The 24,972-nt window shown below is 56.3% G+C and carries 24 protein-coding genes and 1 pseudogene; 9 read left to right on the top strand and 16 right to left on the bottom strand.

The window, feature by feature from the left end; translation table 11 throughout:
* Positions 1-470: 470 nt before the first annotated feature.
* Complete coding sequence (locus N8A98_RS01860) at positions 471-674, bottom strand: CsbD family protein (protein ID WP_262165324.1); 204 nt, start codon at positions 672-674, stop codon at positions 471-473.
* A gap of 103 nt (positions 675-777) precedes the next feature.
* On the opposite strand from N8A98_RS01860, the gene N8A98_RS01865 reads away from it, so the two are divergent.
* Positions 778-1,416 (top strand): hypothetical protein, encoded by a 639-nt coding sequence (locus N8A98_RS01865; RefSeq protein WP_262165928.1) that lies wholly within the window; start codon positions 778-780, stop codon positions 1,414-1,416.
* 35 nt (positions 1,417-1,451) lie between these two features.
* Here the strand turns inward: N8A98_RS01865 and N8A98_RS01870 are convergent, their stop codons facing one another.
* The 5 genes from N8A98_RS01870 to N8A98_RS01890 all read right to left on the bottom strand — a co-directional run bounded on the left by N8A98_RS01870 (position 1,452) and on the right by N8A98_RS01890 (position 5,431).
* A complete protein-coding gene (locus tag N8A98_RS01870; protein ID WP_262165326.1) occupies positions 1,452-2,438 on the bottom strand; it encodes a WaaS/CpsH family glycosyltransferase in 987 nt (328 codons plus the stop codon).
* A gap of 18 nt (positions 2,439-2,456) precedes the next feature.
* Positions 2,457-2,876, bottom strand: coding sequence for a serine O-acetyltransferase (locus N8A98_RS01875; protein WP_262165328.1), 420 nt, complete (start codon positions 2,874-2,876; stop codon positions 2,457-2,459).
* Between the two features lie 134 nt (positions 2,877-3,010).
* Positions 3,011-4,201: an NAD-dependent epimerase/dehydratase family protein gene (locus N8A98_RS01880; RefSeq protein WP_262165330.1), complete on the bottom strand. Its 1,191-nt coding sequence runs from the start codon at positions 4,199-4,201 to the stop codon at positions 3,011-3,013.
* Between the two features lie 134 nt (positions 4,202-4,335).
* Positions 4,336-5,034: an acetyltransferase gene (locus N8A98_RS01885; protein ID WP_262165332.1), complete on the bottom strand. Its 699-nt coding sequence runs from the start codon at positions 5,032-5,034 to the stop codon at positions 4,336-4,338.
* Positions 5,024-5,431, bottom strand: a complete 408-nt coding sequence (locus N8A98_RS01890; protein ID WP_262165333.1) for a sugar 3,4-ketoisomerase — start codon at positions 5,429-5,431, stop codon at positions 5,024-5,026. Before N8A98_RS01890 ends, N8A98_RS01885 begins: the two co-directional genes overlap by 11 nt.
* A gap of 285 nt (positions 5,432-5,716) precedes the next feature.
* Here N8A98_RS01890 and rfbB point away from each other — a divergent pair, with 285 nt between their 5' ends.
* From rfbB to rfbC, 4 genes are read left to right on the top strand one after another with little or no spacing between them, the layout of a single operon-like run.
* Complete coding sequence (gene rfbB / locus N8A98_RS01895) at positions 5,717-6,775, top strand: dTDP-glucose 4,6-dehydratase (RefSeq protein ID WP_262165335.1); 1,059 nt, start codon at positions 5,717-5,719, stop codon at positions 6,773-6,775.
* Positions 6,772-7,659, top strand: coding sequence for a dTDP-4-dehydrorhamnose reductase (rfbD, locus tag N8A98_RS01900; RefSeq protein WP_262165337.1), 888 nt, complete (start codon positions 6,772-6,774; stop codon positions 7,657-7,659). Before rfbB ends, rfbD begins: the two co-directional genes overlap by 4 nt.
* Positions 7,656-8,540: a glucose-1-phosphate thymidylyltransferase RfbA gene (rfbA, locus tag N8A98_RS01905; RefSeq protein ID WP_262165339.1), complete on the top strand. Its 885-nt coding sequence runs from the start codon at positions 7,656-7,658 to the stop codon at positions 8,538-8,540. The genes rfbD and rfbA overlap by 4 nt, the downstream gene beginning before the upstream one ends.
* On the top strand, positions 8,537-9,091 hold the full coding sequence (gene rfbC / locus N8A98_RS01910; RefSeq protein ID WP_262165341.1) for a dTDP-4-dehydrorhamnose 3,5-epimerase: 555 nt from the start codon (positions 8,537-8,539) through the stop codon (positions 9,089-9,091). Before rfbA ends, rfbC begins: the two co-directional genes overlap by 4 nt.
* 28 nt (positions 9,092-9,119) lie before the next feature.
* Here the strand turns inward: rfbC and N8A98_RS01915 are convergent, their stop codons facing one another.
* From N8A98_RS01915 to N8A98_RS01955, 9 genes are all read right to left on the bottom strand, one after another.
* On the bottom strand, positions 9,120-9,674 hold the full coding sequence (locus N8A98_RS01915) for a sugar transferase (RefSeq protein WP_262165342.1): 555 nt from the start codon (positions 9,672-9,674) through the stop codon (positions 9,120-9,122).
* Complete coding sequence (locus tag N8A98_RS01920; protein ID WP_262165343.1) at positions 9,671-10,678, bottom strand: NAD-dependent epimerase/dehydratase family protein; 1,008 nt, start codon at positions 10,676-10,678, stop codon at positions 9,671-9,673. Before N8A98_RS01920 ends, N8A98_RS01915 begins: the two co-directional genes overlap by 4 nt.
* 29 nt (positions 10,679-10,707) lie before the next feature.
* Positions 10,708-12,576: a polysaccharide biosynthesis protein gene (locus N8A98_RS01925; protein WP_262165345.1), complete on the bottom strand. Its 1,869-nt coding sequence runs from the start codon at positions 12,574-12,576 to the stop codon at positions 10,708-10,710.
* Between the two features lie 283 nt (positions 12,577-12,859).
* On the bottom strand, positions 12,860-13,813 hold the full coding sequence (locus tag N8A98_RS01930) for a glycosyltransferase family 2 protein (protein WP_262165347.1): 954 nt from the start codon (positions 13,811-13,813) through the stop codon (positions 12,860-12,862).
* 258 nt (positions 13,814-14,071) lie between these two features.
* Positions 14,072-15,352, bottom strand: a complete 1,281-nt coding sequence (locus N8A98_RS01935; protein WP_262165349.1) for a hypothetical protein — start codon at positions 15,350-15,352, stop codon at positions 14,072-14,074.
* 81 nt (positions 15,353-15,433) lie between these two features.
* Positions 15,434-16,687, bottom strand: a complete 1,254-nt coding sequence (locus N8A98_RS01940) for an O-antigen translocase (protein ID WP_262165351.1) — start codon at positions 16,685-16,687, stop codon at positions 15,434-15,436.
* Complete coding sequence (locus tag N8A98_RS01945) at positions 16,684-17,787, bottom strand: DegT/DnrJ/EryC1/StrS family aminotransferase (protein WP_262165353.1); 1,104 nt, start codon at positions 17,785-17,787, stop codon at positions 16,684-16,686. Before N8A98_RS01945 ends, N8A98_RS01940 begins: the two co-directional genes overlap by 4 nt.
* Entirely contained in the window at positions 17,780-18,622 is an 843-nt protein-coding gene (locus N8A98_RS01950) for a GNAT family N-acetyltransferase (RefSeq protein WP_262165355.1), read from the bottom strand. Before N8A98_RS01950 ends, N8A98_RS01945 begins: the two co-directional genes overlap by 8 nt.
* A gap of 92 nt (positions 18,623-18,714) precedes the next feature.
* Positions 18,715-19,629 (bottom strand): glycoside hydrolase family protein, encoded by a 915-nt coding sequence (locus tag N8A98_RS01955; RefSeq protein WP_262165356.1) that lies wholly within the window; start codon positions 19,627-19,629, stop codon positions 18,715-18,717.
* 541 nt (positions 19,630-20,170) lie between these two features.
* On the opposite strand from N8A98_RS01955, the gene N8A98_RS01960 reads away from it, so the two are divergent.
* Positions 20,171-21,091, top strand: coding sequence for a nucleotidyltransferase and HEPN domain-containing protein (locus N8A98_RS01960; protein ID WP_262165357.1), 921 nt, complete (start codon positions 20,171-20,173; stop codon positions 21,089-21,091).
* 502 nt (positions 21,092-21,593) lie between these two features.
* Here the strand turns inward: N8A98_RS01960 and N8A98_RS01965 are convergent.
* Entirely contained in the window at positions 21,594-22,337 is a 744-nt protein-coding gene (locus N8A98_RS01965) for an SDR family oxidoreductase (RefSeq protein ID WP_262165358.1), read from the bottom strand.
* A gap of 169 nt (positions 22,338-22,506) precedes the next feature.
* Here N8A98_RS01965 and N8A98_RS01970 point away from each other — a divergent pair, with 169 nt between their 5' ends.
* The 3 genes and pseudogenes from N8A98_RS01970 (at position 22,507) to N8A98_RS01980 (ending at position 24,372) form a co-directional block, all read left to right on the top strand.
* Positions 22,507-23,412, top strand: coding sequence for an AraC family transcriptional regulator (locus N8A98_RS01970; protein ID WP_113123111.1), 906 nt, complete (start codon positions 22,507-22,509; stop codon positions 23,410-23,412).
* Positions 23,413-23,715: 303 nt separating this feature from the next.
* Positions 23,716-23,964: a type II toxin-antitoxin system VapB family antitoxin gene (locus N8A98_RS01975; RefSeq protein ID WP_113123112.1), complete on the top strand. Its 249-nt coding sequence runs from the start codon at positions 23,716-23,718 to the stop codon at positions 23,962-23,964.
* A pseudogene (locus N8A98_RS01980) lies at positions 23,961-24,372 on the top strand (PIN domain-containing protein). Before N8A98_RS01975 ends, N8A98_RS01980 begins: the two are co-directional and overlap by 4 nt.
* Positions 24,373-24,972: the final 600 nt, after the last annotated feature.

Raw genomic sequence — 24,972 nt, forward strand, 5'->3', positions numbered from 1 at the left:
TGCATCAGCATTTTCAGGGTCGGTGAAGAGCAGAAATCTGCCAAGACAGACCTGAGAGGCATCCAACCGGCGGACGGTTGGCCGTGGGTTGGAAGGGGGAGCGGCCTCCCCTTGCCCTGTGGTCCGGCGGCTGCACGCCTGTCAGGGTGGGTTCTTAGGGAGGGGCTGGAACGCCCCGCCTTAAGCGCGATGAAACGGCGGACGTTTCTCCATGGCCCGGTGCGGGTGGAGAGGGAAATCTCCAGGACCCGCGAGTGGTGAACCGGCGATACGGTTCGATGGTGTGGATGGGGCTCAATGCCCGATCCACACCAAGGCCTGGGGGATGCAACGGGGGGCGCGCAGCGGTCCCCTTGCCAAGATTGCGGTACTACACCGCACATCGCGAGGAATACCGGATTTGGAAATCCAGAAACTGACGTTTCACCTGCCACTCTACAACAGAAGGGTCCCAATCGGGACCCTTCGCATTACCAGGTCTGTCGATCATACCAATCGTCGACGTCCTTTTTCACTTCATCCTTGGCCTTGCCGTAGCGTTCCTGGATCTTGCCCTCGAGCTGCTCGCGGTTGCCGTTGATCTCGGTGATGTCGTCGTCGGTGAGCTTGCCCCACTGCTCCTTCACCTTGCCGGTTATCTGCTTCCAGCTGCCTTCAACGCGGTTCCAGTCCATGACGGATCTCCTTTTTCGGTCTTATGGAACAACGGTTCCGGCCCGAGGATGTTCCAGCTCGGTTCATGTTGAACGCGCAGGCGGGAGAGCCTACTTGAGAGCCATGCCATCAAAACGCAAAGTCGAAGCGCCTCTTGCCCTGGTCCAGGAATGGACGCTACCGGCCGCGGCGACGTTGGGATCCGCGGTCAGGGCCAAGGGCATTCTGCTCGAAATGCGCGCTCGTCTCCCTTCCGCAGTCAAGAAATCGCTCGATGTCACCGGCGTGGTACTGACTCTCCAGATGCCTGAGGGCTTGGAGGGCGAATTCAAGACCGCATCCTCCATCGTTTCGAAGGCGCTGGAAGGGATCGAGAGCCTGCCGGTGATCCCGCGCGAGATCCAGGACATCCTGTCGATATCGACCACCGAGCGGCATCGCTGGCTCAAGGACGGTCGCCTTCCGAGCGCTGGCACGCGCACGGTCAAACTCCGGGGCCGCGCCAAGAAGATAACCTTTCACATCTTCGATCCTCGTCGTGTGGAAGAGGTGCTGAACGAGGACATGGTCTCGGCATGGCGCGAAGACGATGCGATCGCTAAAACCGAAAAGCGACGGCAGGCCGCCTGGAACAGAAAACTGGTTCGCGAGGAGAAGTCAGCGGCCAAGGGCAAGCCAGTTGCCGATGGCAGCGCCGAAGACTCCGCGCGTCACCAGCTCAAAGGGTGGGCAGAGTTCGAACGCAGCGGACTGCTTCGCTAATCTCCGCTGGGCATCGAAGCATCGATCGATTGCTATTACAATCCAGACAATATTTCCTCTGTCCAGCCACTTATGCTGTACTTATTGTAAATGTAGTCACTAAGAACTTCATAAGGTTCTTCTGTGAACTCCCGTCTAATTTTTGGATTTTTTCGGTCTATTACGTGAATATTGCTTTGATGGTAGAAATCAGTCTCAATTGCCACTCGATTTGTAGTCACTAGTTTTTTTCGCGAGCCTAGGGTTTCGAAGGTTCTGATCGTGAGGCCGGTTTGGCGAGGGTGTTCAATATCAAGAATAGCTTTTGATCGCGAAAACACTGATTGCACTGTTTTTCGGTTCAGAGGCGTAAAGGAGAATTGATCAAATCTCGTGCGCCGGAATGAGGGGTTGGTTAGCTTATACGCCATGAAAACCCACGGTGCCTGCAGATATAGATACCAGAACCGCTTCGAAGTTTGGGGCAATAAACGATCAATTTCGTTTACGATAAAAGCCCTATCGGTGTGAGCGGTGCCAATAAAACTGATGTCTATATCTTGATTGGTTTCAGCATGGTTGGAAAATGCGGGAGAATAAAACAGAGGTCGATGCTGGAGACCAAACGTTTTTGAATCCGTTTGGTCAAAGCTGTAAATAGAATCGTATTGGCCCATATTCCGCAATGTCGAAGTTCTGTTGGCAACCGAATCCCAAAGATACAATACCAAGGACGATTCGGGATAACTCGTCCGCAACTGTGCCAACAGGCGCCCCGACAAAGTTTGGCCGTTAACGACTAAAATGAGGTCGTATCTGGATCGACCAAAGCCTTCGAGCTGCCGCGTGTACAAGCGGTCCACGAAGGGCATCACGGAAGTGCGTGCAATGCGTGTCATCGCCATCATGATTGCAGAGTCGAAAGGGCGGTCCCGGATGAAATCAACCTGCGCGCCACGACGTCTCAACTCGTTGGCGATGTCAGCGTCATAGCCAAAAAACTTGGGTGCGATGAGCAATACATTCTTGCCGTGAAGATCCACAGGTTCGTCCTCTATTGGCTAAGGCTTGTCGATAATACGGATAGCCGAGCCAACGGCAGTTATGTCTTGTTCCAGATTTATAGTGACTACCGTATTGGCGCCGATCCGGACGCGGTCGCCGATTGCGATGCCACCTAGCACCTTGGCGCCAGATCCGATCAGTACGTCGTCGCCTACTGTCGGACGGCTATCCACCGCGTAGTGGTAGTCGAGTTCTTTTGCGCCGATCGTCACACCGTGATAGATCGTGGCATTCTTGCCAACTCTGAGAGCGCCGATCACGGTGCCTTGCGTATGGGGAAAGAACAAGCCGCCTTCAATAGGACAGCGGGTGGCGACCTCGATTCCGAAAAGGCAAAAATTCAGAAATGAAACCAGTTTTGCCAGCACACCAAGTCGAGACATCTGCATCTTGTAGGCGATGCGTACCAGCAGCATGGGCAGGAATCTGGGCGACGCCAAACTAAGCCAGTCGCTTGGCCGCAGACCTGCTGGTGCCTGGCCCGCCACTATCGCGCGGAACCGGAGCATGTCCTGTCTCACACAGTGCCGAAAACCATAAGGCCCCATGGTCAGCTACCCATCAGGGAGCGATCCTGAAGCTCCTTGTTGGCCTTGGCCAGAAGGTCTTCAGGGAGAGGTTGCGTTAGCACCCACTGAGCGAAACGCTTCAAACCGGCTTGCAAGTCGATTGAAGGTTCGAAGCCCAGTTTGCTTCTTATCAGAGACATATCAGCCACGTTGTGGCGAATATCACCAATGCGATACTGCCCCGTGATAACCGTGTTGTGCACTTTTCCAAATGCCGTGGACAATGCGCCGGCGACCTCGGCAATGCTGGTCGCGACGCCACTGCCTACATTGAACGTATCATCGGGAGGCATAGGTGCGTCTATGCCCAGAACCAGCGCGGAGACGACATCGTCGACGTGTACGAAATCTCTGCTTTCCAGCCCGTCTTCGAACAGTGGGAGCTCAAGGCCTCGACGGAGTTTGGTCGAGAATATCGACAGGATTCCTGTATACGGATTTTTTAGTGACTGGCCTTCGCCATACACATTCTGCAGGCGGAAAATGGCGTAGCCGATCCCGAGAGCTTCGCAGCCGACGCGCACCAGATCTTCTTGCGCGTACTTTGTGGCCGCATAGATTGAGGCGGGGCGAGGTGTGTCGCTCTCTTTTGTGGCAACGACGTGCAAGTTTGACCCGCAATTAGGGCAAGTCGGCTCCCACTTGTGTTCGGACAGCTGGCTGGCCGATCGCGAGGAGGGATAGACTGGGGCGAGGCCGCAAGAACGGCATTCGTAGCGACCTTCGCCATAGATGGATCGGCTGGAGGTCAGGATTATACGTTTGACGGATCGCCTGTCATCCTGAGCCAAAACATCGAACAGGAGCGCCGTTCCCTGGCTGTTGACCTCATTGTAGCGAGCAACCTCGTACATTGACTGGCCCGTGCCAGTTTCCGCCGCCAAGTGAGCGACGCAGTCCACATCCTTAAGGGCGGCTATCCAGTCCTGTCGGTTTACAACACTCCCCCGCATGAACTCGATATCCGGCTCCTGCAGCCAGCCCACGTCTTGAGGCACCGCGCCGTGAACCTGTTGTGTCAGCGGGTCCAGGATGCGAACTTGATGGCCGGATGCCAAAAGGCGCGAGGCAAGACGGCGGCCTATAAATCCGGCGCCGCCTGTGATCAAAACTCTTGCCATCGCGACAGTCTCCGTCTGGAAGTTAAGGAAAGGCTCTTGGCTGATTAGCATGCCGTGCTGCAGTAGATATTATGCCGCCAGGTTCGGCTGCACCGAGCCCAACTCGCAACGGAGTGTGGTCTCCGGCGAAAATGCTACCGAAGGTTTGGTGGGCCGCAAGGGATTACCGCGCAGGGTGCTGCGAGCTACAATTTAGTCTTGCGGGCATCGAGCCGGGGCACTTCGGTCGCGGGGGCGCCGCGATAAATCTTGGCAGGATTGGGCAACGTTTTTGTAATCAGCGTACCGGACGCTATGATGCAGTACTCTGGAATTGTGACATGGTCATTCAGCGTAGAATTGACACCGACGAACGTTGAATTGCCTATCCGGCAATAGCCAGAGATTACCACATGCGATGAGACAAAACAGTTGTCTTCAATGACGCTACGGTGTCCGAGGTGATTGCCGCTCCACATAATGACATTGTTGCCAACTTCGGTGAAGGGTTGGAGGGTATTGTCTTCGAAGATGAAGCAATTCTCTCCGATCTTGCAGTTATGCCAGACAAAGGCCCAACTGCTGACATAGGTCGCAATGGAATACCCTTTTTCCTTCGCTTCCTGGTAGAGACGCGTCCTGGTAGCGTTCAGGTCGCTGGCAGGCACCGCGACGAAGACATGATTTCCCGCAATGGGAAAAGTTTCGGTCACGTCTTCGAATGCAACGACTGGCAAGCCGAGAAGCTCAGTTGCAGTCAGATAGGCGCGCTCTACAGCAAACCCAACGACCCGGTATTCGGAATCATGCGTAAAGTACTCATAGGCGATCATGGCAAATTCGCCGGCGCCCACGATAACTAGATTTTTCGTCTTCTCGACTGTGCGGGGCTGGTTAGGACGCATTGCCGACCTCCTTCAGAAAATCCTCGTATGAACGAATGTAGTCCGACTCGGAGTAGAGCTCGCTAGCCAGCACCATGAGGACGCAATTGTCGCTGAAATCGTGCATTTCACGCCAGATGAAACTTTCAATCTGCAGGCCAACGCCGGGCGAATCGAGGACCACGCTCTCCCGAACCTTGCCGTCGTCGAGCACAAAGCGGCAACTCCCCGACAGGCATACGGCAACCTGTCGCAAGGCCTTGTGGGCGTGGTAACCGCGTGTGCTGTTGGCCTCCAAGCGGCTGAGGCAATAGACACGCTTAATTTCGAAATCAACGCCTTTACCAGTCTCGTAGACCGAGAGCAGACCAGTAGGATCGGGAATAAGCTGGAAATTAAATGTCTTAACAAGAGACACTATTTGTTCTTTCTGATTTGCCCTTGGACACACTAACTGCTGAGCGGTACCTTCGTAGTAGGAATAGCTCGACTCTGTGGCGAGCGCATGCTCAAGCCCTGCCGCGAATATGGCATTACCTACAGAATATGGCATTACCTACATAAGCCCCCATGAAATTGCCAGTCCTATGTCGATGCCAACGCAAGCGTGGCCGGTTGCGCTCACCTAGCTTCGAATCGCCTGTTATCGTAGGCGTTGTCGCCCTATGCTGGCATGCAAAGAATTGATCGAGAAAGGCAATGCATGACAATTCTGGTTACAGGCGGTGCGGGATTTATCGGTTCCAACTTCGTCGTTTCGTGGTTTCGGCACTCCGATGAGCCTGTGGTCAATCTCGACGCGCTCACTTACGCCGGCAACCTGCAAAATCTTGACAGCCTGCGGGATGATCCGCGGCATATCTTTGTTCGCGGTTCAATCGCCGACGCCGATCTGGTCGGTTCGTTACTGGCGGAGCATCAGGCGCGCGCGGTTGTAAATTTCGCTGCGGAGAGCCACGTTGACCGCTCGATATCCAGTCCAGAGCCTTTTTTTGACACCAATGTGATTGGGACGTTACGGCTGATAGAAGCGAGTCGACACCATTTTGGCACCCTTTTGCCGGTCGAACAGGGTCGTTTCCGTTTCGTTCATGTTTCGACCGATGAGGTATTCGGTAGCCTGGGGCCAAATGATCCGGCCTTCACCGAAGAGACCAGCTACAAGCCCAATAGTCCGTACTCTGCAAGCAAGGCCGCATCGGACCATATCGTTCGCTCGTATTTCGAGACCTTTGGGCTGCCGACGATCATTACGAACTGTTCCAACAATTACGGCCCGTTTCATTTCCCCGAAAAACTTGTCCCTCTGATAATTACGAATGCTCTCGATGGCCACGATTTGCCGGTATACGGGGATGGACAGCAAGTCAGGGACTGGCTGTACGTGGAGGACCACTGCAGTGCGATCCGGCTGGCGCTAGAAAAGGCCAAGCCGGGTTCCACCTACAATATCGGCGGCAACAATGAGCGAACCAATCTGCACGTGGTCACCCAGATATGCGGTATTCTCGATGCTGTCCGGCCGAGGAGCGACGGCCGGAAATACTCGGAACAGATCAAGTTTGTGACCGACCGTCCCGGGCACGACCGACGGTACGCTATCGACTCGACGAAGATACGCGATGACTTAGGCTGGGAGCCCGAGGTCTCGTTTGAGCAGGGGATAGTGAAGACAGTTGATTGGTATCTTGACAACCAGGAGTGGGTAGCAGCAGTGCGAAGCGGAGCATACCTGGACTGGATCAAGGTGCAGTACCAGTGACGATCCTTATCTTTGGCGCTAGCGGACAAGTCGGATGGGAACTCCAGCGTGCCGTCTCACCGCTTGGGCCCGTCATCGTTCCGAAACGTGGGGCCTACGATTTTCGTGATCCGAAAAGTCTCAAGGACGTTGTTGAGGCGATTCGTCCGGACGTCGTCGTCAACGCGGCTGCCTATACTGCCGTGGACGCTGCCGAGACCAACCGGAACGATTGCTTTGCCATTAACGCGATTTCGCCGGGCGTCTTGGCCGAGGCCGCTGAGGGCCTTGGGGCCTGGATAGTACATTACTCAAGCGACTACGTTTTTGATGGGGCCAAGCCCGAACCCTATGTCGAGAGCGACGATTGCTCGCCGCTGTCGGTCTACGGCGAAAGCAAGCTGGGTGGTGAACGGGCGGTCTCCCAGGTCAGCAAGCACCTGATCTTTCGTACGAGCTGGGTTCACTCGCCGCGGGGCTCCAATTTCGTCAAGACGATGTGCCGTCTCGGGCGCGAGCGTTCGCAGCTCAAGGTGGTGAGCGATCAGTTTGGCGCACCAACTGGGGCAGCACTCATTGCAGATGTGACGGCACTCGCCATCTATCGCGCCTCGGTTGGTCAACCCATCGCGACGGGCATCTATAACTTGACCTCAGCTGGCGCGGGCTCTTGGTTCGACGTTGCCGTGGAAGCGCTCGATACTGCCCTTTCGGCTGGCCTCATTGAGCGGAAGCCTGAAATGACACCCATTGCCAGCGATGAATATGTGACTGCCGCGCGCCGGCCCCGCAATTCAAGGCTCAGCAGCGACAAGCTGCGCGATGCCCTGAACATTCAGTTTCCCGATTGGCGCGATGGTGTCCGCAGGACGGTCAAAGAGTTGAAGGATATTGGCGTCAAATGACACGCAAAGGTATTATTCTGGCGGGCGGAGCAGGCACACGTCTCCATCCGGCCACCCTGTCGGTTTCGAAGCAGTTGCTTCCGGTCTATGACAAGCCGATGATATATTATCCGCTGTCGACGTTGATGCTTGGCGGCATGCGAGAAATTTTGATCATCTCTACTCCCGAGGACATCCCCCGATTTCAGAGGCTGCTGGGAGACGGGTCTCGCTGGGGTATCAAGCTGGCATACGCTATCCAGCCCAGTCCTGACGGTCTCGCCCAGGCCTTCATGATCGGCGAGTCGTTTCTTGATGGCGCGCCGAGCGCGCTGGTCTTGGGGGATAACATCTTTTTCGGACACGACCTCAAACATCTGCTGAGCGAAGCGGATGCGCAGACCGACAGCGCAACAGTCTTTGCCTATCATGTTCAGGACCCGGAACGTTACGGTGTCGCCGAATTTGACCTGTCGGGAAAGGTCGTTGGGCTTGAGGAAAAGCCGGCCACGCCAAAATCCAGCTACGCTGTTACAGGACTGTACTACTATGACTCTCGCGTTGTTGAGCTGGCGAAACAACTGAGGCCTTCTGCCCGCGGCGAGTTGGAAATAACCGATCTAAATCGGCTCTATCTGGAGGAAGGCAACTTGCGAGTTGCGCTTATGGGGCGCGGCTTTGCGTGGCTTGATACGGGAACGCATGATTCCCTTTTAGAAGCCGGCCAGTTTATTTCGACTATCGAAAAGCGACAGGGGCAAAAAGTGGCCTGCCCAGAAGAAGTTTCGTGGCGCAACGGCTGGATCGATGATGCCCAATTACGGGAGTTGGCGCTGCCGCTAGCAAAAAGCGGTTATGGAACATATTTGCAAAGGCTGCTTGAGGAGATTGATTTCAGATGAAGGTAACGCCACTCTCGCTCCCAGGCTTGGTCTTGCTTGAGCCTCGCGTTTTTTCTGACGGCAGAGGTGCCTTTTTCGAGAGCTTTAACCAGCGCTCATTCGAGGAAGCGACCGGCGTTCGTGCAGAATTTGTGCAGGACAATCATTCCGTTTCCTCCCGGAATGTAGTGCGTGGACTTCACTATCAGGTAGGAGATGTCGCCCAGGGAAAACTCGTAAGAGTTGTCCGTGGCTCTGCGTTTGACGTGGCAGTCGACCTGCGCCGCACCTCAGCGACTTTTGGAAGATGGTATGGCATCAACCTCTCGGCGCAAAACCGATTGCAGATGTGGATTCCTGAGGGCTTTGCCCATGGATTTGTCGCCCTCGAGGAAACCACCGAGTTCCTTTATAAAACCACGTCCTACTATTCGGCTACTTCGGAACGGTGTATTTTGTGGAACGATCCCTCGATAGCGGTTGAATGGCCCATTACAGGGGAGCCAGTGTTGTCAGAGAAGGATGCCGCCGGCCGCTCTTTTGACAGCCTTGGCAATTCTGACCTGTTCTGAAGCTGGAGGCTCATCTGACGTGATTGCCTCACGATTGGATGCGGTCCCCACGACCGGCACCAAACGCAGTGGCGATGATCAGCCGAAGGTCAGTACCCAGAGACATCGTTGAAAGATACTCGGCATCACGCTGTGCCAGTTTGATCGGATCAGACATGTCTATTCCCGCGACCTGCGCAACGCCCGTTATGCCAGGCAGAACTTCGTAGAGTCCCCGGATCCGGCGAGCTTCGATCAGCTCGGTCTGTGAGGGAAGGCAGGGGCGAGGCCCAACGAAACTCATTTCTCCACGCAAAATGTTCCAAAGTTGAGGGAGTTCATCGAGCTTGAGCCGTCTCAGCAGGGCCCCTGCAGGCGTAACTGCCGAAGCTTTTGTTTCGTGGCTCGGGGCGTCGCGCGTATCGACATACATCGTGCGAAGCTTGAAGCATACGAAAGGCGCCTCATGTAAGCCAACCCGGATTTGCCGGAAGATCGCTGGGCCAGGCGAGGTCAATCTGACCACCACCATGCACAAAAGGGTAACGGGCAGCGCAAAGGGAAGACCAAACAGGGTAATAATGACGTCAGCTGCTCGCTTCATTGGGCGATTCCATTCTGGGTATTTTCTATCGTTCGTCTGTATTGGTGGCCGGACGCGACAATGGAATCCAACAGCCTTTTAGGCGGGATGAAGTCGAAGGTTTGGTTAAAGCGCGAGGCGTCTACATCTAGATCGCCGAGCAGTCCCGATGCGGCTTTCGCCTTTCCAAGCCACCGGCCGATGGTCGAAATTAATCCAGGAGGGATAGCGATGAGGCGTGGCCCAATGCCCATGCCTTGACGAAGGGCCGTGACGACCTCCGGCAAGGAGAGGGTATCCAGATCGGCGACGCAATAGTTTCCGGACTCTGCAGTCGTCCACTGCCTGGAGCAGAGATGGCCAATAGCGCTGACGAGCGTTTCGATGCCTATGAAGGCCCGCCGATTTTGAACACTGGCAAATGGTAGCGGCAAGCCTGTAGCTGCAAGGCGTTGCAACTGGGCCCAATTTCCGCGTGCATCAGGACCCACAACAAGAGGCGGCCGAATGGAAACGGCAAATTTTCCGCTATGCGCAAAGGCCGCTACGTGCTGCTCCGCTAATTTTTTAGAGGCTCCGTAAGGTGAAGCGGCAAGCTCATTCGTCGAATCGTTGATGACCGACGACGAGGAGTTTCTCGTTATCGCGGCAAGGCTGCTCAAGTGTATGAAAGTGTGACTCCCAGATGCCTCGGCAGCCCTGACGAGCCTTTCGGTTGCCACGGCATTCGATAAAAAGAAATCACTGGCTTTGGCGCGGGGCGCATGCGCCAGCCCGGCCAAATGGCAGACAACCGTGACATCCTGAAGAGCAGATGCGAGGCTGTCCGAAGTTTCAATCGGACCCGTCTCCACGATCTCTATGCGACCGTTGCCAGTCCAAGTCGTTGGAAAGGGCACAAGGCTACGCACCGCAAGTCTCAAATTTGCATCGCTTGACGACAGCAGATGGCTGACCATATGCCGCCCAACAAACCCGTTAGCGCCAGTGATTAAAATACGATCTGGCTTCAATTCAGTTCCCATTGATGCTCAACGTTAGGTGATAATTGTGGCTATCCGCTTCTTCTAACGAGATCGAAAAGAACGTGGCGAGCGCTGTGCTCGTTGTTTGATGAAACCGCTTCACGGATTTGACCTATTTCGTCGGCGATTTTCAGTACTTGACTTCTGGAGTTCGCACGCATGATTTTAGCGTGTTGCGTGAATTCCGCAGACGCAGAATCGTAGAACAACTCTTCATAGAGCTTTTCGCCCGGACGCTTGCCCGTAACGACTATCTCGATATCACCATCTGGGTTCTTTTGGTTGCGGACCGTCAGTCCTGCTAGCCTAACCATATTTTCCGCCAAGTCGGAGATCAGTATTGGTTCGCCCATGTCCAGCAGGAACACATCCCCACCTTCCGACAGGGCGCCTGCCTGAACGATCAGTTCGGCAGCTTCCTGGATCGACATAAAGTAGCGAGTCATCGCCGCATCCGTGAGCGTAATGGGGCCACCCTGCGCGATTTGCTTTTTGAATAGGGGAACGACCGAACCGTTCGAGCCCAAGACGTTACCAAATCGCACGGCGCAAAATCGCTGACCTGTACCCGCAGCCTCTGCCCGCGCAGCAACATCGCTGACTATGAGCTCGGCCCAACGCTTCGTCGCGCCCATGACGTTTGTCGGGCGGACGGCTTTATCGGTTGAAATCAAAACAAAGTTTTCGACGCCGCAGGTGTATGCGGTCTCCGCGACCACATGGGTGCCAAAGATATTGTTTTTTATGCCCTCGAGCGCGTTAGCTTCAACTAGTGGAACGTGCTTATGCGCTGCGGCATGAAAGACGACTTTTACATCGTTCTGCATAATTATACTTTTAACTCGTGCTTGGTCTATAACCGAGCCAAGCACCGGCACGACACTCAGGTCCGGAAGATCAGCCAGCTCTTGTTCGATCTGATAAAGCGCAAATTCATTGGCTTCAAAAAGAACCAGACGCTGTGGGCTCCAACGCGCAATCTTGCGGCATAACTCGGATCCTATCGACCCTCCCGCGCCAGTCACCATAATGGAACGACCGACCACCATACTGCGAATAAGTTCGGGGTCAGGCGGGACCGACGAGCGACCAAGAAGTTCGACTATGTCGATTTCCTTGATTTGGCTGACTAGGTACTTGCCGGTTACAAGGTCTACGATGGATGGCAGTGTTCTTATTTTTACGCCGTGTTCGCTTACGGAAGCAACGATCTCTTTCCTACGTTGTGTGGTGAGCGACGAGATGGAAAGGATAACGTCAGCGACGCCATACTCGCTGACCAACTCCCTGAGTTTTCCGGGGCCGTAAACCCGAATTCCGCCCATTTCACGACGGTGAAGCCCGGGGTTGTCGTCGATAAAACCGGCTATGTAGTGAGTACTCCGAAGCGATTGAGCTATTTGCAGGCCTAAATCGCCCGCGCCATAGATTACGATGGCTTTGTGATCAGCACCCTGCCGGTTAAGCTTGGACAGGAAAGCCCACTTTGCTACGAAACGGCTGCCTGCCACGATAAAGGTGCCAATGCCGAAATAGATCACCGGCACTGAACGAGGTACTACGCCACGCCCGGCCATTTCGGACAGAAATACAGCTACGACCCAGACGACCGTCGCCAAGAGCATAGCCTGCATGATCGTCCACATTGCACGCTCCGGCAAATAGCGTACAACCGAGCGATAAAGACCCATTCTGATAAAGATTGGAATGGCGACGATAGGGGCCGAAACAACAATAGCCCACTGATCAAGACTATACGGCACGTACCAGTTGTCGTAGCGCAGACAGAAACTGGCCCAGAGGGCACAGGACAGGGCAGCAAAGTCAAAAGCGACCAGAATGGCCTGCTTCCACCGGCGCGGCAGTGACAAAACGCGCATGCGAATTTGGGCTATCATATACTATTCCAGAAGCATGTTTGGCCCGCAGCCAAAATCTGCAGGCAAGCCAGATCACAAATCGGATTTGTCTACCATGGCCATGAGGACCGGCACCATTGAAAAGGCGCTTGAAACCCTTGGAAGGTATTATCAGAAAGCGAACCAATGCCCCGGAACGGAGGGGCGCCACAAGATAGTGCCGTCGAAACCTGAGCGGCTAACCCGCCGCCGCCGCTCCTCGGTCGGAAGCTGCTTTCGTTCAAGAAATTGATGCGGGAGCTCGGCGCCAGCGCATGCAAAATCATGATTTTGCCCTGTGAGCAGCGAGGTTATAAACAGCTTGGAAGAAGCTTAAGCGCTGTAGTCCCATATTGGCAGAAAACTGGCCCAGGCCGATAGCAAAGGCAAGGAGGGCGTCACCGCGCGAAAAGCGCGCCCGCAGGTCGCCGAGCCGGTCTTTGTCACCCGCCAGGGTGAGCCGGGCGGCTTCGCCGAGCAGGTAACGGCGGCGGCCGCTGCGACAAGCTGCGTTCAGTTCGAGCTCAGGGTAGCGCTCCTGGACTATGTCCAGCGTCTTCATCGTTTCGTCCATCAACTCGAAGGTCCGGCGGCTAGCGCCCTGACTGTGGCGACGATACGCGCCGAAGATCCCGTCGAGCCGAAGCAGGCCGCCGCGAATGCCCACTTCGATGAAGAACAACCAGTCAGAGGCGCTGGCGATGGCCGGGTCGTAGCGCCATTCGGGAATAGCGGAGGCGCGAACCATGATAGAGCAGCCAAACGGAATTCCGGCATGGCGGATAATATCGGCAACCTCGGCGTAGCGTTCAGTGGTGTCCTGCCACACCGCTATCCGCCGTCCGTCATCGTCGATCACGTCTAGGCCGTGGAAACACAAAGACGCCGATGGCTTGGTGGCGAAGGCCTCGATCTGACGCCGAATCTTTTCCGGGTACATTAGATCGTCGCCCGCAAACAGGCAGATATATTCCCCAGTACAGAGCGACAGAGCCAAGTTACAATTGGCGGTAATGCCGAGATTTCGCTCGTTGAAGTTCAGAACGATGGTTCGGTGCGGATAGGCAGCGGCAATTTCGGTTGCAATGCGCCGAGACTGATCGCTAGAGCAATCGTCCGAGATTACAAGTTCCAGATTGGGATAATCCTGGTCCAGAACGCTCCGCATGGCGAGTTCGAGATACTCCTCGGCATTGTAGACCGGGCACATTATGGAAACGCGGGGAAAATCTGGCATTGTATTTGCACCGATAAGGCGACCGCGGGCTGAGCGCCGCGCCTCGCACGTTTCCTGAAACAGCCGAAGCCGGTGATTGCGCTTCGAGTCGACAAGTGACGTCTAACGGCTGAGGGCTGCCGATGCTAGTAGCGCCCGCAAATTAACAGTTCTCGCATGCAAGGCGCTCCTTGACTGACCAGGCGCCATCGATCCGCGATCCCGTACCGCCAGCTCCTTTTTTAGAAAGGAGATTGAAAAAGCAATTCGTCCTCCAGATCAGCTTTTCGCGGTTACCCTCGCGACGTTAGCCACCTCGGATCGTGGGGCTGAGAGCAGCGCCGCAACCACAAAGAACGCTAGGCCGCCGCTCAAAAAGATCGGCGGTAAAGCCACAAAACACGCTGTCCAAACAGGCACGACTGCTGAAGCGATCAGTGGCTTGGACTTGGTCGAAATCAGCAACTTGATGGTCACGGCAAAGAGCGCGGCGTATAAAATCACGCCGATCCAGCCGAAGTTCAACCAGGCATCGACCAGGAACAGGGCATTAGACGAGGCCGTGCCGGCCTCGTTCTGGCCCCATTGCATTGTGGCAACTTCGCGTTCCACCAGCAAAGGCTCCATGCCTAACGCAACGGCTATAACCTTTATCGAACGGCCCAGCACGAAGTCGCCGTCAAGGATGTCGCGTTGGTAGCGCAGCCAGTCGATCGCCGTGACGTAGGGTATCCAAACAATTCGATTTACTGCCAACGAGAGTTGGTCGTCGCGCTGCAGCAGATTATACGCTGCCGGAACCGCAGAAGCGTTCTCGACCTGCGGCTCCAGGGGGGCGCTCTGGGCCTGCTGGGCCTGCTGTAGCGCTGGCGGGGTGTCACCGATCAGCGCGCCGAACCGTCCGCTGGACAGGAAGTACATCGAGGCGATGACCGCGCCTAGCATTATCAACGGCAGGATGGCCGCTCGAAAACGCCGTTCCATCAGGAACAAGGCTAGCAGGGGGAAGGCGATAGAACCGATGGCACCTTTTGCGAGAGTCAAGGAAAGCCCCACGACCAATATCCCCAGCGCGACATGCCGCCAAGCGCGCCTGTTGTGATAAGCGTAGGTCACGGCGAGCGGCATCAGAGCGTTGCTCAGGATTGCATAGGCGTAATTGAGCGATTGCCACGCGCCTGATCTGGTGCGGAGCAGCGTCTCACGCAGCAGTTGAAGCTCCTGCGCAGGGGCTCCGCGAAAAGCTTCGATGAGCGCAACCTTATCGGAGGTACCCATGACGATGATGAGCAAGCCAACATAGACGACAACGACGGCAAACGCGGTGAACTCCACCTTACGTCGTGATAGCTGCACTAGCCGAATTTTGCTCAGCCAGGCTTCCGACACGAGTCGAAACGCCAAGATGTATGAAAGCGCGCCGACTACAGATATCCCGATGAATAGTAATACCAGATCTTTTGGGAGAATATATATTCCAGCTATATTTTGGAACGCATAGTATACTGCAAAAACCGCCATTGGCAGATAGAAAAGCCAGCTTTTTGCTAATTCCTTCATGCGTATAAGTCCTTAACGGCCAGTTCGGGCTCGCCTAACATAGGGCGCGTGCCGGGCGCAAGTGAAGCGATCCGGCCCTGCTTAGCGACCCGGCCTGACGATATGGATGACGTAGTAGAACGTCGAAAAAACGGCATATGCTAACGCGTTGCCCAAAAAGGCGTACGACGCGCCGATGAGGCCAAATCGGCCGGTAAAGTAGATTGTCGCCGCATAGAGGGTAAAGCCAAAAAAGAGCTCTGATCCCACCATGGCAACAACTTTGCCCCGCACGATCATGTGGTACGCCACAACCCAGCCGCCGATCCTCACAACGCTGCCCGCTAACTGCGGCCCGAGAATGTCCGACACGGGTAAAAACTCGTGGGAGAAAACTAGCGGCACTACAATATCGCGCATCAGGTAGATTCCGAGAGCAAGCACGCTACTGGTTGCAATGGCGAAGGAAAGCGTCCGCAGTACCAGCTGCCGTTCTTGGGGGCCGGGCGCAATCCGGCTCAACTGCGGCACGTAGTAGACTGTCAGTGCCGTGGTGACAACGATCAGATAAAGCTCAGCGAGTCGCCAGGACGCCTCCCAATAGCCCGCGCTCGTCCAGCCCAGCTGATCCCCGATTGCGGTTCGGACAAGGATCAGAACGACGGGAGTCGAAATGATCGTCGTCATGCTCATGGTCCAGAAGGGCAGGAACTGTCGGATCGCTGCCAAGTCGAGTCGTGGCTTGAACCACGACCAATCGATGCCAGGAACCCTGCCTACCATGGCCAAGGCGACCAGCATGGCGCTAGCCGGGGCTAGCGTTATGCTGGCGAGGCCCCCGCTGACGCCGAATGCACTCACCAGAACCAGTGAGATGGCGAGAAGCAGCAGACTGGAAGCTGATTTGGAAATGATTAACTCACGAATTTGACCCGCCCCATTGAACAGCGCCAGGATGATCTGAAACAGAACGATGAAGGGTAAAGCGATGGCCAAGCACACGAACGCCCAAGCAAACGCATCACTGCCGAAAATCGCATTTGAGAGCAGTCCTGGCCCGATCAGCAGGGCTAGTGCGAAGACCACCAGCACTGGTAAAGCGAAGCCGACGGCGCGCTCCACGTGCACTCTACTGGTGCCGGCCTCGTGGGCCTCGCTGACATAGCGCACCAGGCCTGTGGTAAAGGCACCCGCACACATGGCCGTCGCCGAAGTGACGAAGTTCTGAAATTGCCCAAAGGCGGCAATACCTTCCGGTCCTGTCTGCACCGATATATATTTCAGCACCAGAAAGCCCGATGCCAGCTTGACGCCGGTTTCGATGGCCGACAACACCGACGTATGGACAAGATTCAAGCTTTGAATCCGTTAACGGCCGCCACGACCTGCTGGGTTTCCTCATCTGTCTGGGTGGGTGACATAGGCAGGCTCAGCACCTGATCATGCATGCGCTCAGTAATGGGCAGCTTCAGGCTCCCCAATTCGGTATAGGCACCTTGGTGATGTGGCGCGATCGGATAATGGATCAGCGTCTTCACGCCTCTTTCCTGTAGATGTTGCTGCAGCGCCTTGCGATTGGGGGTTTGCAACACAAACAGGTGAAAGACGTGACGTGATTCGTTGCCCCAAGCTGGTAGTGTCACGGCTGGATTGTCGATACCCGACAGATACTGCCGGGCAATCTCGCGCCGTCGCGTCGTATGTGCCGGAAGATGTCGCAATTTCACGCGCAGAAATGCCGCCTGGATTTCATCTAGCCGACTGTTCACTCCCTTGAAATCATTCTTGTATTTTTCGTGTGAGCCGTAGTTGCGCAGGGCGGCTAACGTCTTGGCCAGCGTTTCGTCATTGGTGGTAATTGCGCCCGCATCACCCAGAGCGCCCAGATTCTTGCCAGGATAGAAGCTGAACCCTGCGGCATCACCCCAGTTGCCAGCAAGTTTGCCCCCCATTTCCGCACCCTGCGACTGGGCCGCATCCTCGAGCACCAGCAGGCCGTGCTGGCGAGCAAGCGTCATGATTTCGGGCATGTCTGCCAGTTGGCCGTAGAGATGGACGGGCAGCAAGGCACGCGTCTTGGGCGTGATCGCCGCTGCGACGCCCTCGGCGGTGATGTTGAAAGTGGTCGGCGACGGTTCGACTAGGATCGGCGTCAGGTTGCAGGCCGAAATTGCGAGAATGGAGGCGATATAGGTGTTGGCCGGAACGATCACTTCGTCGCCATCGCTGAGCTTGCCCAGTTCCTTCCAAGCTCGCAGCGTAAGGCTCAGGGCATCCAACCCATTGCCCACGCCGATGCAGTAGCTGGTACCGCAGAACTGCGCGAACTCGCGCTCGAAGCCGTCAAGCTCCTTGCCGCCGATGAACCAGCCAGAATCAATGACACGCGTCGCCGCTTCAACCAATTCGTCGCGCATGGTCATGGTTACTGCACGAAGGTCTAGGAACTCAATCATTCACGTCGATCTCATACCAATCCAGCGTTACGCCCCGGCCGCCGAAGCCTTCCTTCTGGGCGATCAACCCCTCGTTGAGTTCGCGGCCGCCATTTTCGCTCGATATGCCAAAACTGAAGTATTTCTTGCCGGCACCCGCGCATTCCTCAATCACTTCGTCAAGCAGGAAATCCAAAGCGCCCAGAAATTTTCCATCTTCGGAGGTGGCGATGTACTGGGTATGCGCGACAGTATCGAAAAAAAAGATCAGGGTGGCCGCCAACAGCTTGCCGTCTTGCTCCACGCAGCGCAGGCTAATCCTGTCTGCGAACCGGCTCTTGAGGTAGCGCAGCTCGTCCACCGAGTGGACTGGTGCTGCGCCATGCCGGGCGAGGACATCGGCGAGGAGACGATGAAAACTATTCCAATCGTCGCTTTCGCTCATGACCAGTTGCGCCTTCTTGGCGCGAGAAATCAACGACTTGCGACCCTTGGACGGCTTGCGTGGCGCGTCGAGGTGGATGACGCTGGAGATGTCCCGTCGCACAAGACGCGCATTGAGGCGCGTCAAAGCATAAAGGTCATCCTGGCTGGGCAGGGCATGAAAGATATAGGGTACGGCCTTGTAGACGATCTTCTCGATGCCGGTCGCCCTTGCATAGTCACGCAGCGCGCCTAAAGCCTGTAGCACGTCCAGAGCGCGGGTCCGGGGCGCCAGGACCAGGCCGCCATAGGTCAGACCACCGTGCGACACCAAGAGTTCGTTAGTCTGGGAAGCGGGCAATACCGCGACTAAACGATCATCATCCCAGTACATCAGAGAGTGATCAGTGAAACGGTCGGCATGGTATTCCATGAAAGCCCGCTCGTAGAAGAACAGCCGCGCTCTGCCATTGCGAACGAAATTGTCCCAAACGGCCTGGTCGGTCGCTTCGTAGCGGCGCCAAGCTACCATTCGAGCAGTTCCGCTAACCCGAAGCCGTCTTTGCCGTAGGCACGGCCATTGTAGAACATGAAGACCCGATCACCGACCTGGGCCAAGCCAGGATAAGCGATCATTTCCGAATCCCAGCCCTCCGGTGCCACGTCCAGCCCAATATCTTGATCGTGGCGTTGCCAAGTCTGCAAATCGGACGATCGGGCAAAGCCAAGCCGGTAAGGTCGGTCTTCGGTACTGTAGCCATAGAACAAGTAATGGTCATTTTCCGCGCGGGAAAATAGGAACGGCCTGCCAATTCGGTACTCGGCGCCCGCGACGTCGAGAAAGACGCGGCCGGGACGGGGAAAGGCGTAGGGCGTATCAGATTCGGTGTAGCGGACATTGTAGACCGGCAGCGTCTTGTCCGCGCCGGTGATGAAATGGTCACCGCCGCCATACCATACTTTCCATAGGCCATCTTGGTGCCGCACCGTATGCGGCACCCGGAACAAAGTTTCGGTATCGGTGCGCTCGAAGACCGGGACACGCTGGTGGCGCCTGAACGTTTGCCCCTGATCGTCCGATACGGCCAGGCCACCCAGCACGGCAAAGCGCACCTTGGTCCCCAACTGGTATCCGGCATAGTACAGGTACAGTCGCCCCTCGTGCTGGACTACTGCCGAAGGCACCACCCCGTTCTCGTCAAAGCACCCGTCCTCGCCAATGTCGAGAATGGGGGTGCTTGAATGCCCGATTATTTGGGTCGGGTCGTCCTTGTCCAGGTCCACAGACCCGATACGGCTGACGCCCTGGGCATCTCGCAGACCAACAAAAATCCGAATCCTATCTGTCAACACCAAAGGCGTGGGCTGCAGCGCGTGGCTGACCGCCCAGTCGAATTTGCCGGCAGGGTTGAAGATCAACCCTCGATGAAGCCATTTCATGGCAACCTACGACTTAACGCTGAATGCGCTCTTGCGCGGAAATTCGCCAGGACCAGATTCTTATACAGCAGGTCGGTATTCTTTCTCTTGCGTCTAACACCAAGACGAGTGCCGCGGCGTCTGCCTGCAACCTCGTCGGCAAGAATCGTCAACATCAATCGGCGCAACAATGGCGAGGAATTGCGGAAACTTCAAGAAGCAAGAAATTCCCGTAGGCGCGACAAATCCTCCGATTTGGATGCCGGCGAGCATTGCGGACAGGATGAGGCCGCCGTCTTAAACTCTGTTGATACATCGCCATTAACATAACCACGGTCCATTGAGGGCAGAATTGCCGGGGGCTTCGCTTTTTCGCTATCGAGTCCGTGCCGCGTTATGAATGATCAGGTAACCCGGGCTCGCGTGACCACTTGCGGTTTGTGGTCCATTTTGGCGCGTCGTGCCCGATTCACAGATCGGTCGCCAACAATGTTGTCATGAGCTTCCTGGCTGGGCATAGTTCACAGGCCGAAGTGCTCGCGAACCTGAAAGGGGCCCAGAATTGAAGATCAGCCTCGATCACCTTCCCGAAAGCAAGCAGCGCAATGTGGCGCGCATCGTCGAGATCATCCACGAGGAGTTCGATGACGCGCTTAAGGAAGCCAAGTCGGAGGCTAAGCGCCGCGGGCGCATTCTAAAGATCATCCTGTTTGGATCGTATGCCAAGGGCACCTGGGTCGATGAGCCCCACACTATGAAGGGGTATCGCTCGGATTTCGACATTTTAGTGATCGTGAACGAGAGCCGTTTTGCGGGATTTGAATACTGGGATCGGGCCACAGACCGGCTAAATCGCGAGCCCACGATCGGCGTGCCGATAGGCCTGATCGTGCACTCGGGTCGCGAAGTGAACAATGCCCTGCGCAATGCGCAGTACTTTTTCACGGACATCCGCAAAGAAGGCATCCTGCTCTATGAGATGGATAATCGGGAACTCGCTGAGCCCGGTATTCTTACACCGCAACAGGCATTGGATGTTGCTCGCGAGCAATACACTCAACGTTTTGAAGCCGCGCTCAATTTTCTAAAACTAGCGAAATATTCGATGGCGGATGGCATGCTTAACCCAGCGGCCTTTCTACTTCATCAATCGCTCGAACAAGCCTACTCCGCCGTGCTGTTGGTGCTGACGAATTACAGTCCTCCATCACATAACCTGAAATTCCTGCGCATGCTCGCCGAGGATCGTGACCGTCGCCTCATTGAGGCCTGGCCACGCGACCAGCACCGCCATAATGCCTGGTTCAACGTTCTCAATGAAGCCTACGTCAAAGCCCGCTATTCCAAGCACTATGAGATCAGCGAAGATGCGCTGAAATGGCTCATGGATCGGACCGAGCACCTGCACGCGCTTGTCCGGACAGTGTGCGAGGAACGCTTGAAAAGCTTGGAGCAAGTGGCCTTAGCTGACGCCAGGTTGTAAAAGTCGCCGAAGCTGGTTTAGGTGGCGGCCTCATAAGGCAGCTCAAGAAGAAAAGGCGCTCCGATTTGGAGCGCCTTAGTTTCTTCCCGGGAGGAGATAGCCCAAACTGCACCGCAGAGTTTAAGGCATCATTAAGGACGCTGAGGTGCCCCATTTTGATCTTGACCTAGAGGCCGCGGATCATCCTGACCAGGAGGTTGCGCGTGCGGTGAACGACCGAGCAGCCTGTTGCTCTGCTGAATTCATCGCGAAGCGGCTGTTCCGCCTTGGTCGCTCTGATGGCCGGGGCAGGGTGGTTTGCACGCTGGCCACTCCGGCCCTCGCTTGGAAACGGACGTTTGCGGATACGAGTTCTGCTTGAGGCTATTGATCCCTAAGCACATCGTGCATGTCGCCACTCAGCCGGTCCAACGCGCCACGACAAAATCGTCGCCGGCCCGGAAGATGGCAATGTAGGCTCATCCAAAAAACCTGGGGGCCGGAGCTCCTGCCGCCTTCGCGGCTACCTGTTCAGGCGAGCAAATGACTCGGCGTACCGGCCTTCGCGCTCGGCGAAGCGTTGGAAATGCACGCGCTCAACGAGGATTTCATCCTCATCACCTCGCCGTTCGAGCAGGGCCATGGTTTGGGAAATGTAGTCGGCGAGAGGCATGGCATTGGGATCGCTGGCCTGCTGCGATCCGGTCAACTCGGTCTGAACATAGGGGGGCACCAATTCGATGACCTGCACCGAAGTGCCACGCAACTGCACGCGTAGCGTCTGGCTGTAGGAGTGAATGGCTGCCTTGGTAGCGCAATAAGCCGGAAAGTCCCCTCGTGGCAGGAAAGCCAGCCCCGATGAAACCGTCAAAACGGCAGCATCCGGACGCGACATCAAGTGAGGGAGCAAAGCGGTTGTAAGCCGGATCGGCCCAAGCAGATTGGTTGTGATCGTCGCTTCTGCGGTGACCGTGGAGCCGTCTTGGATGGATTCCGCGCGCATGATGCCGGCGTTGTTGATCAGAATGTTGAGGGCGGGAAAGTCTTGCACCACCTGACGCGAAAAGGCGCTGATTGCCGCCGGATCGTCGACGTCGAGTTGGTAGCTGTGGATGCCGGGATTGGCGCTTTCGACAGCCTCGAGCTTGTCCCGGCTGCGCCCTGTGACGATGACCTCATTGCCTCTTTCAAGGAATGCTTCTGCAAGGGCGCGGCCGATCCCGCTGCCGCCGCCGGTGATGAGTATCGTATTGCCCGTGATGTTCATGTCGATCTCCTTTGGGTATCCGTGCGGCGTAGAGATAGCGCCGCGGAGCTTCCCCCGCCTGCCACTTCCTCGAAAGAACCTGCCTATTTCTCCAGACCTGTAGCCGCGCTATTGCTGAATTGGCTGCCGAAGCGCTATTCCAGTGCCTGTTTCTACGGAGGATCGGGTGATGCTCGACGATCTCGCCCGCAAGGTGCTGGCCTATGCCGATGCCCGTGGCCTCGGCGACGAGCCCAGCAAGACGAACGTTCCAGGTTTGAACGTGTCGCGCCAAAGGAGCGCTACCGAACTGGCGCCGGTCCTATACGAGCCCATCTTCTGCCTGGTCCTGCAGGGCGCCAAACAGGCCCTGCAGGGACAGCGAGTGGTCGACTTTCCAAAGGGGCATTCAATCATCGTCGGCATCGATCTTCCAACAGGTGCCCGCGTCGTCGAGGCGTCCCCAACGCAGCCCTATGTGGCTTTGGCACTCAAGCTCGACATGGCCCTTATTCGGGAACTATCCGGCGAACCGCGGAGCGGCGGAGCTGGCGACAGCGACGTTGTGGCGATAATGGCGGCGGAGGCCGACGAAGCGATCGTCGAGGCGATGGGACGGCTTTTTGCGCTTGTCGACAAGCCGGCGGCTTTGCCAGTTTTGCACCCGCTAGTCATGCGCGAAATCCACTACTGGCTGCTTTGCGCTAGTCATGGCGCGCTGCTCCGCGCCCTGGCGCAGGCTGATAGCCATGCGTCAAGGATCGCGCAGGCCGTTGGTGCCATTCGTGAGGGTTTTGAGCAGCCCATTGTAGTCGCTAACCTTGCTAGTGCCGTCGGGATGAGCGTCTCGGCCTTCCACTTGCACTTCAAGGCCATCACCGGGACTACGCCGCTGCAATATCAGAAGCGCCTGCGACTGATCGAGGCGAGGCGCCTCATGCAGGCCGAACGCCAGTCGGTCTCCACGGCTGCATTCAGCGTTGGCTACGAGAGCCCGACCCAATTCTCGCGGGAGTATACGCGCATGTTTGGGATCCCACCGGTCCGGCATGCGCGGGGAACATGGCATTCCTCAATGGGAATCAGCGGTACCTAAAGCGGTCCCCGAGCGAAGGTGCTTACCTGCAGTCTCTAAAATGGATAGTGCCTAGCACCGCGAGGGAGCCGACCTCAGCCGACTAAGGAGGCTTTTGGTCGATCACGCGGCGGCTTTACGTGCAAAATCCACGCCCGCACAGACGGTCAAGGACGAGACAACTCGAGGACTATCCCTGTGCCGGCTATTGCGGGCCGCCTCAGTCCTCCAAAACTCAGGAAACCAGCAAAGATGAAGAGCCATCCATAGCCATCTTGATGGCTGGACGCTTCGAGCCGATATTGGTGACAGAAGGAGACCGACATGGCTGCACCACAACTCTCTGTCCGAAGCTCCAAAGCGCGTGATCTCGCTCATCGGCTGGCCCGACGTGAAAATCGCTCGATTGCCGATATTGTCGAGCGGGCGCTCGAATCCTATGAGGTGCGCGAAGCAGGTCGCGAGCCGGCATCGGCGTTCTATATGCGACTGGCGGCTCAATCCGGCACAGACATCGATCTCGAAGCCGTCATTCGCGAACATCGTCGTCCTCATCGGGGCGTCGATCTTTGATTTTTCTAGATACCAATGTGATCTCCGAGACGCTGAAAAAAGCGCCCAACGAAGCGGTGCTCGCTTGGCTCGTCCGGCACGATGCGGAGATGGCCCTGCCGACCGTGACGATCGCCGAAATTGCCTTTGGCATCGGGAAAATCCGGCCTGATCAGCGCGCTGAACGTCTGGAGTAGGGACTGTCCGATTGGCGACGTCGTTTTGCTGACCGGATTTTGGGCTAACTGAGGAAGCGGCCTAGCCTATGGGGAAATCATGGGGACTGCTGTTCGCCAGGGGCGCGGAATGTCTGCTCCCGATGGTATGATAGCGGCAATCGCGCGTGTAAACGGCGGGCGCCTGGCCACTCGCAATCTAACAGACTTCGCGACAGCAGGGCTTGATCTGATATCTCCTTGGGATTTCTGACGTCGCTGGATGCGAGGTGGTCGCCGTATCACCTCACTGCCGAAAAGCCGACTTCGTCGACGGCAGGGGCTGAATAGAAGAAGCCTCGAACTCTCGGTGTTAAAGCGCAGGACGATGGAATGGTCATGGAGCAATATCCAGGCGAATGAAACATCCGCTGAAACAGTGGCGGTTTCGAAACAGCAGTGGAACAACGACGCATAGCTGTTTCGAAATGTGGCTCTGACGCGAGTGAGCATTGATCGCCCACCGCCGTTCCTACATCATTGCTGGTCTGGTTGAAGAACTGCTAGTGGCCGTGAGCCACGTGAAAACGAACGCCTCCCGCCCATAGCGAGTAGCATTGCTCCACGGGCATTCCTTCGGCGTCGAAAGTGGTGCCGGTGATCCTAGCTGCAATTGGTGCTGCTGAGCGAGACACCCCCATCGTTGCTGTGGCACACGACCTACAGATTTGGACGGCGCCGCTGTCCGAGCTTGAGACCGACGTCCGGCCGACACGATCGTCACTCCCACGCAATCCCTGTTCTCGACACGGGTGCTTCCACGGCCTTCGAAGATCCGATGGTCACTCGTAAGCGAGAAATTGTTCGATCAGCC

The sequence above is a fragment of the Devosia neptuniae genome, assembly GCF_025452235.1.
In the GTDB taxonomy this organism is placed as follows: domain Bacteria; phylum Pseudomonadota; class Alphaproteobacteria; order Rhizobiales; family Devosiaceae; genus Devosia.

Excerpts from the sequence above, each read along its gene's own strand:
- N8A98_RS01860 (WP_262165324.1), bottom strand. The coding sequence starts at position 674 with ATGGACTGGAACCGCGTTGAAGGCAGCTGGAAGCAGATAACCGGCAAG.
- N8A98_RS01865 (WP_262165928.1), top strand. The coding sequence starts at position 778 with ATGCCATCAAAACGCAAAGTCGAAGCGCCTCTTGCCCTGGTCCAGGAA.
- N8A98_RS01875 (WP_262165328.1), bottom strand. The coding sequence starts at position 2,876 with ATGCTGCTGGTACGCATCGCCTACAAGATGCAGATGTCTCGACTTGGT.
- N8A98_RS01880 (WP_262165330.1), bottom strand. The coding sequence starts at position 4,201 with ATGCTAATCAGCCAAGAGCCTTTCCTTAACTTCCAGACGGAGACTGTC.
- N8A98_RS01885 (WP_262165332.1), bottom strand. The coding sequence starts at position 5,034 with ATGCGTCCTAACCAGCCCCGCACAGTCGAGAAGACGAAAAATCTAGTT.
- rfbB (WP_262165335.1), top strand. The coding sequence starts at position 5,717 with ATGACAATTCTGGTTACAGGCGGTGCGGGATTTATCGGTTCCAACTTC.
- rfbA (WP_262165339.1), top strand. The coding sequence starts at position 7,656 with ATGACACGCAAAGGTATTATTCTGGCGGGCGGAGCAGGCACACGTCTC.
- rfbC (WP_262165341.1), top strand. The coding sequence starts at position 8,537 with ATGAAGGTAACGCCACTCTCGCTCCCAGGCTTGGTCTTGCTTGAGCCT.
- N8A98_RS01915 (WP_262165342.1), bottom strand. The coding sequence starts at position 9,674 with ATGAAGCGAGCAGCTGACGTCATTATTACCCTGTTTGGTCTTCCCTTT.
- N8A98_RS01920 (WP_262165343.1), bottom strand. The coding sequence starts at position 10,678 with ATGGGAACTGAATTGAAGCCAGATCGTATTTTAATCACTGGCGCTAAC.
- N8A98_RS01925 (WP_262165345.1), bottom strand. The coding sequence starts at position 12,576 with ATGATAGCCCAAATTCGCATGCGCGTTTTGTCACTGCCGCGCCGGTGG.
- N8A98_RS01930 (WP_262165347.1), bottom strand. The coding sequence starts at position 13,813 with ATGCCAGATTTTCCCCGCGTTTCCATAATGTGCCCGGTCTACAATGCC.
- N8A98_RS01935 (WP_262165349.1), bottom strand. The coding sequence starts at position 15,352 with ATGAAGGAATTAGCAAAAAGCTGGCTTTTCTATCTGCCAATGGCGGTT.
- N8A98_RS01945 (WP_262165353.1), bottom strand. The coding sequence starts at position 17,787 with ATGATTGAGTTCCTAGACCTTCGTGCAGTAACCATGACCATGCGCGAC.
- N8A98_RS01950 (WP_262165355.1), bottom strand. The coding sequence starts at position 18,622 with ATGGAATACCATGCCGACCGTTTCACTGATCACTCTCTGATGTACTGG.
- N8A98_RS01955 (WP_262165356.1), bottom strand. The coding sequence starts at position 19,629 with ATGAAATGGCTTCATCGAGGGTTGATCTTCAACCCTGCCGGCAAATTC.
- N8A98_RS01965 (WP_262165358.1), bottom strand. The coding sequence starts at position 22,337 with ATGAACATCACGGGCAATACGATACTCATCACCGGCGGCGGCAGCGGG.
- N8A98_RS01970 (WP_113123111.1), top strand. The coding sequence starts at position 22,507 with ATGCTCGACGATCTCGCCCGCAAGGTGCTGGCCTATGCCGATGCCCGT.
- N8A98_RS01975 (WP_113123112.1), top strand. The coding sequence starts at position 23,716 with ATGGCTGCACCACAACTCTCTGTCCGAAGCTCCAAAGCGCGTGATCTC.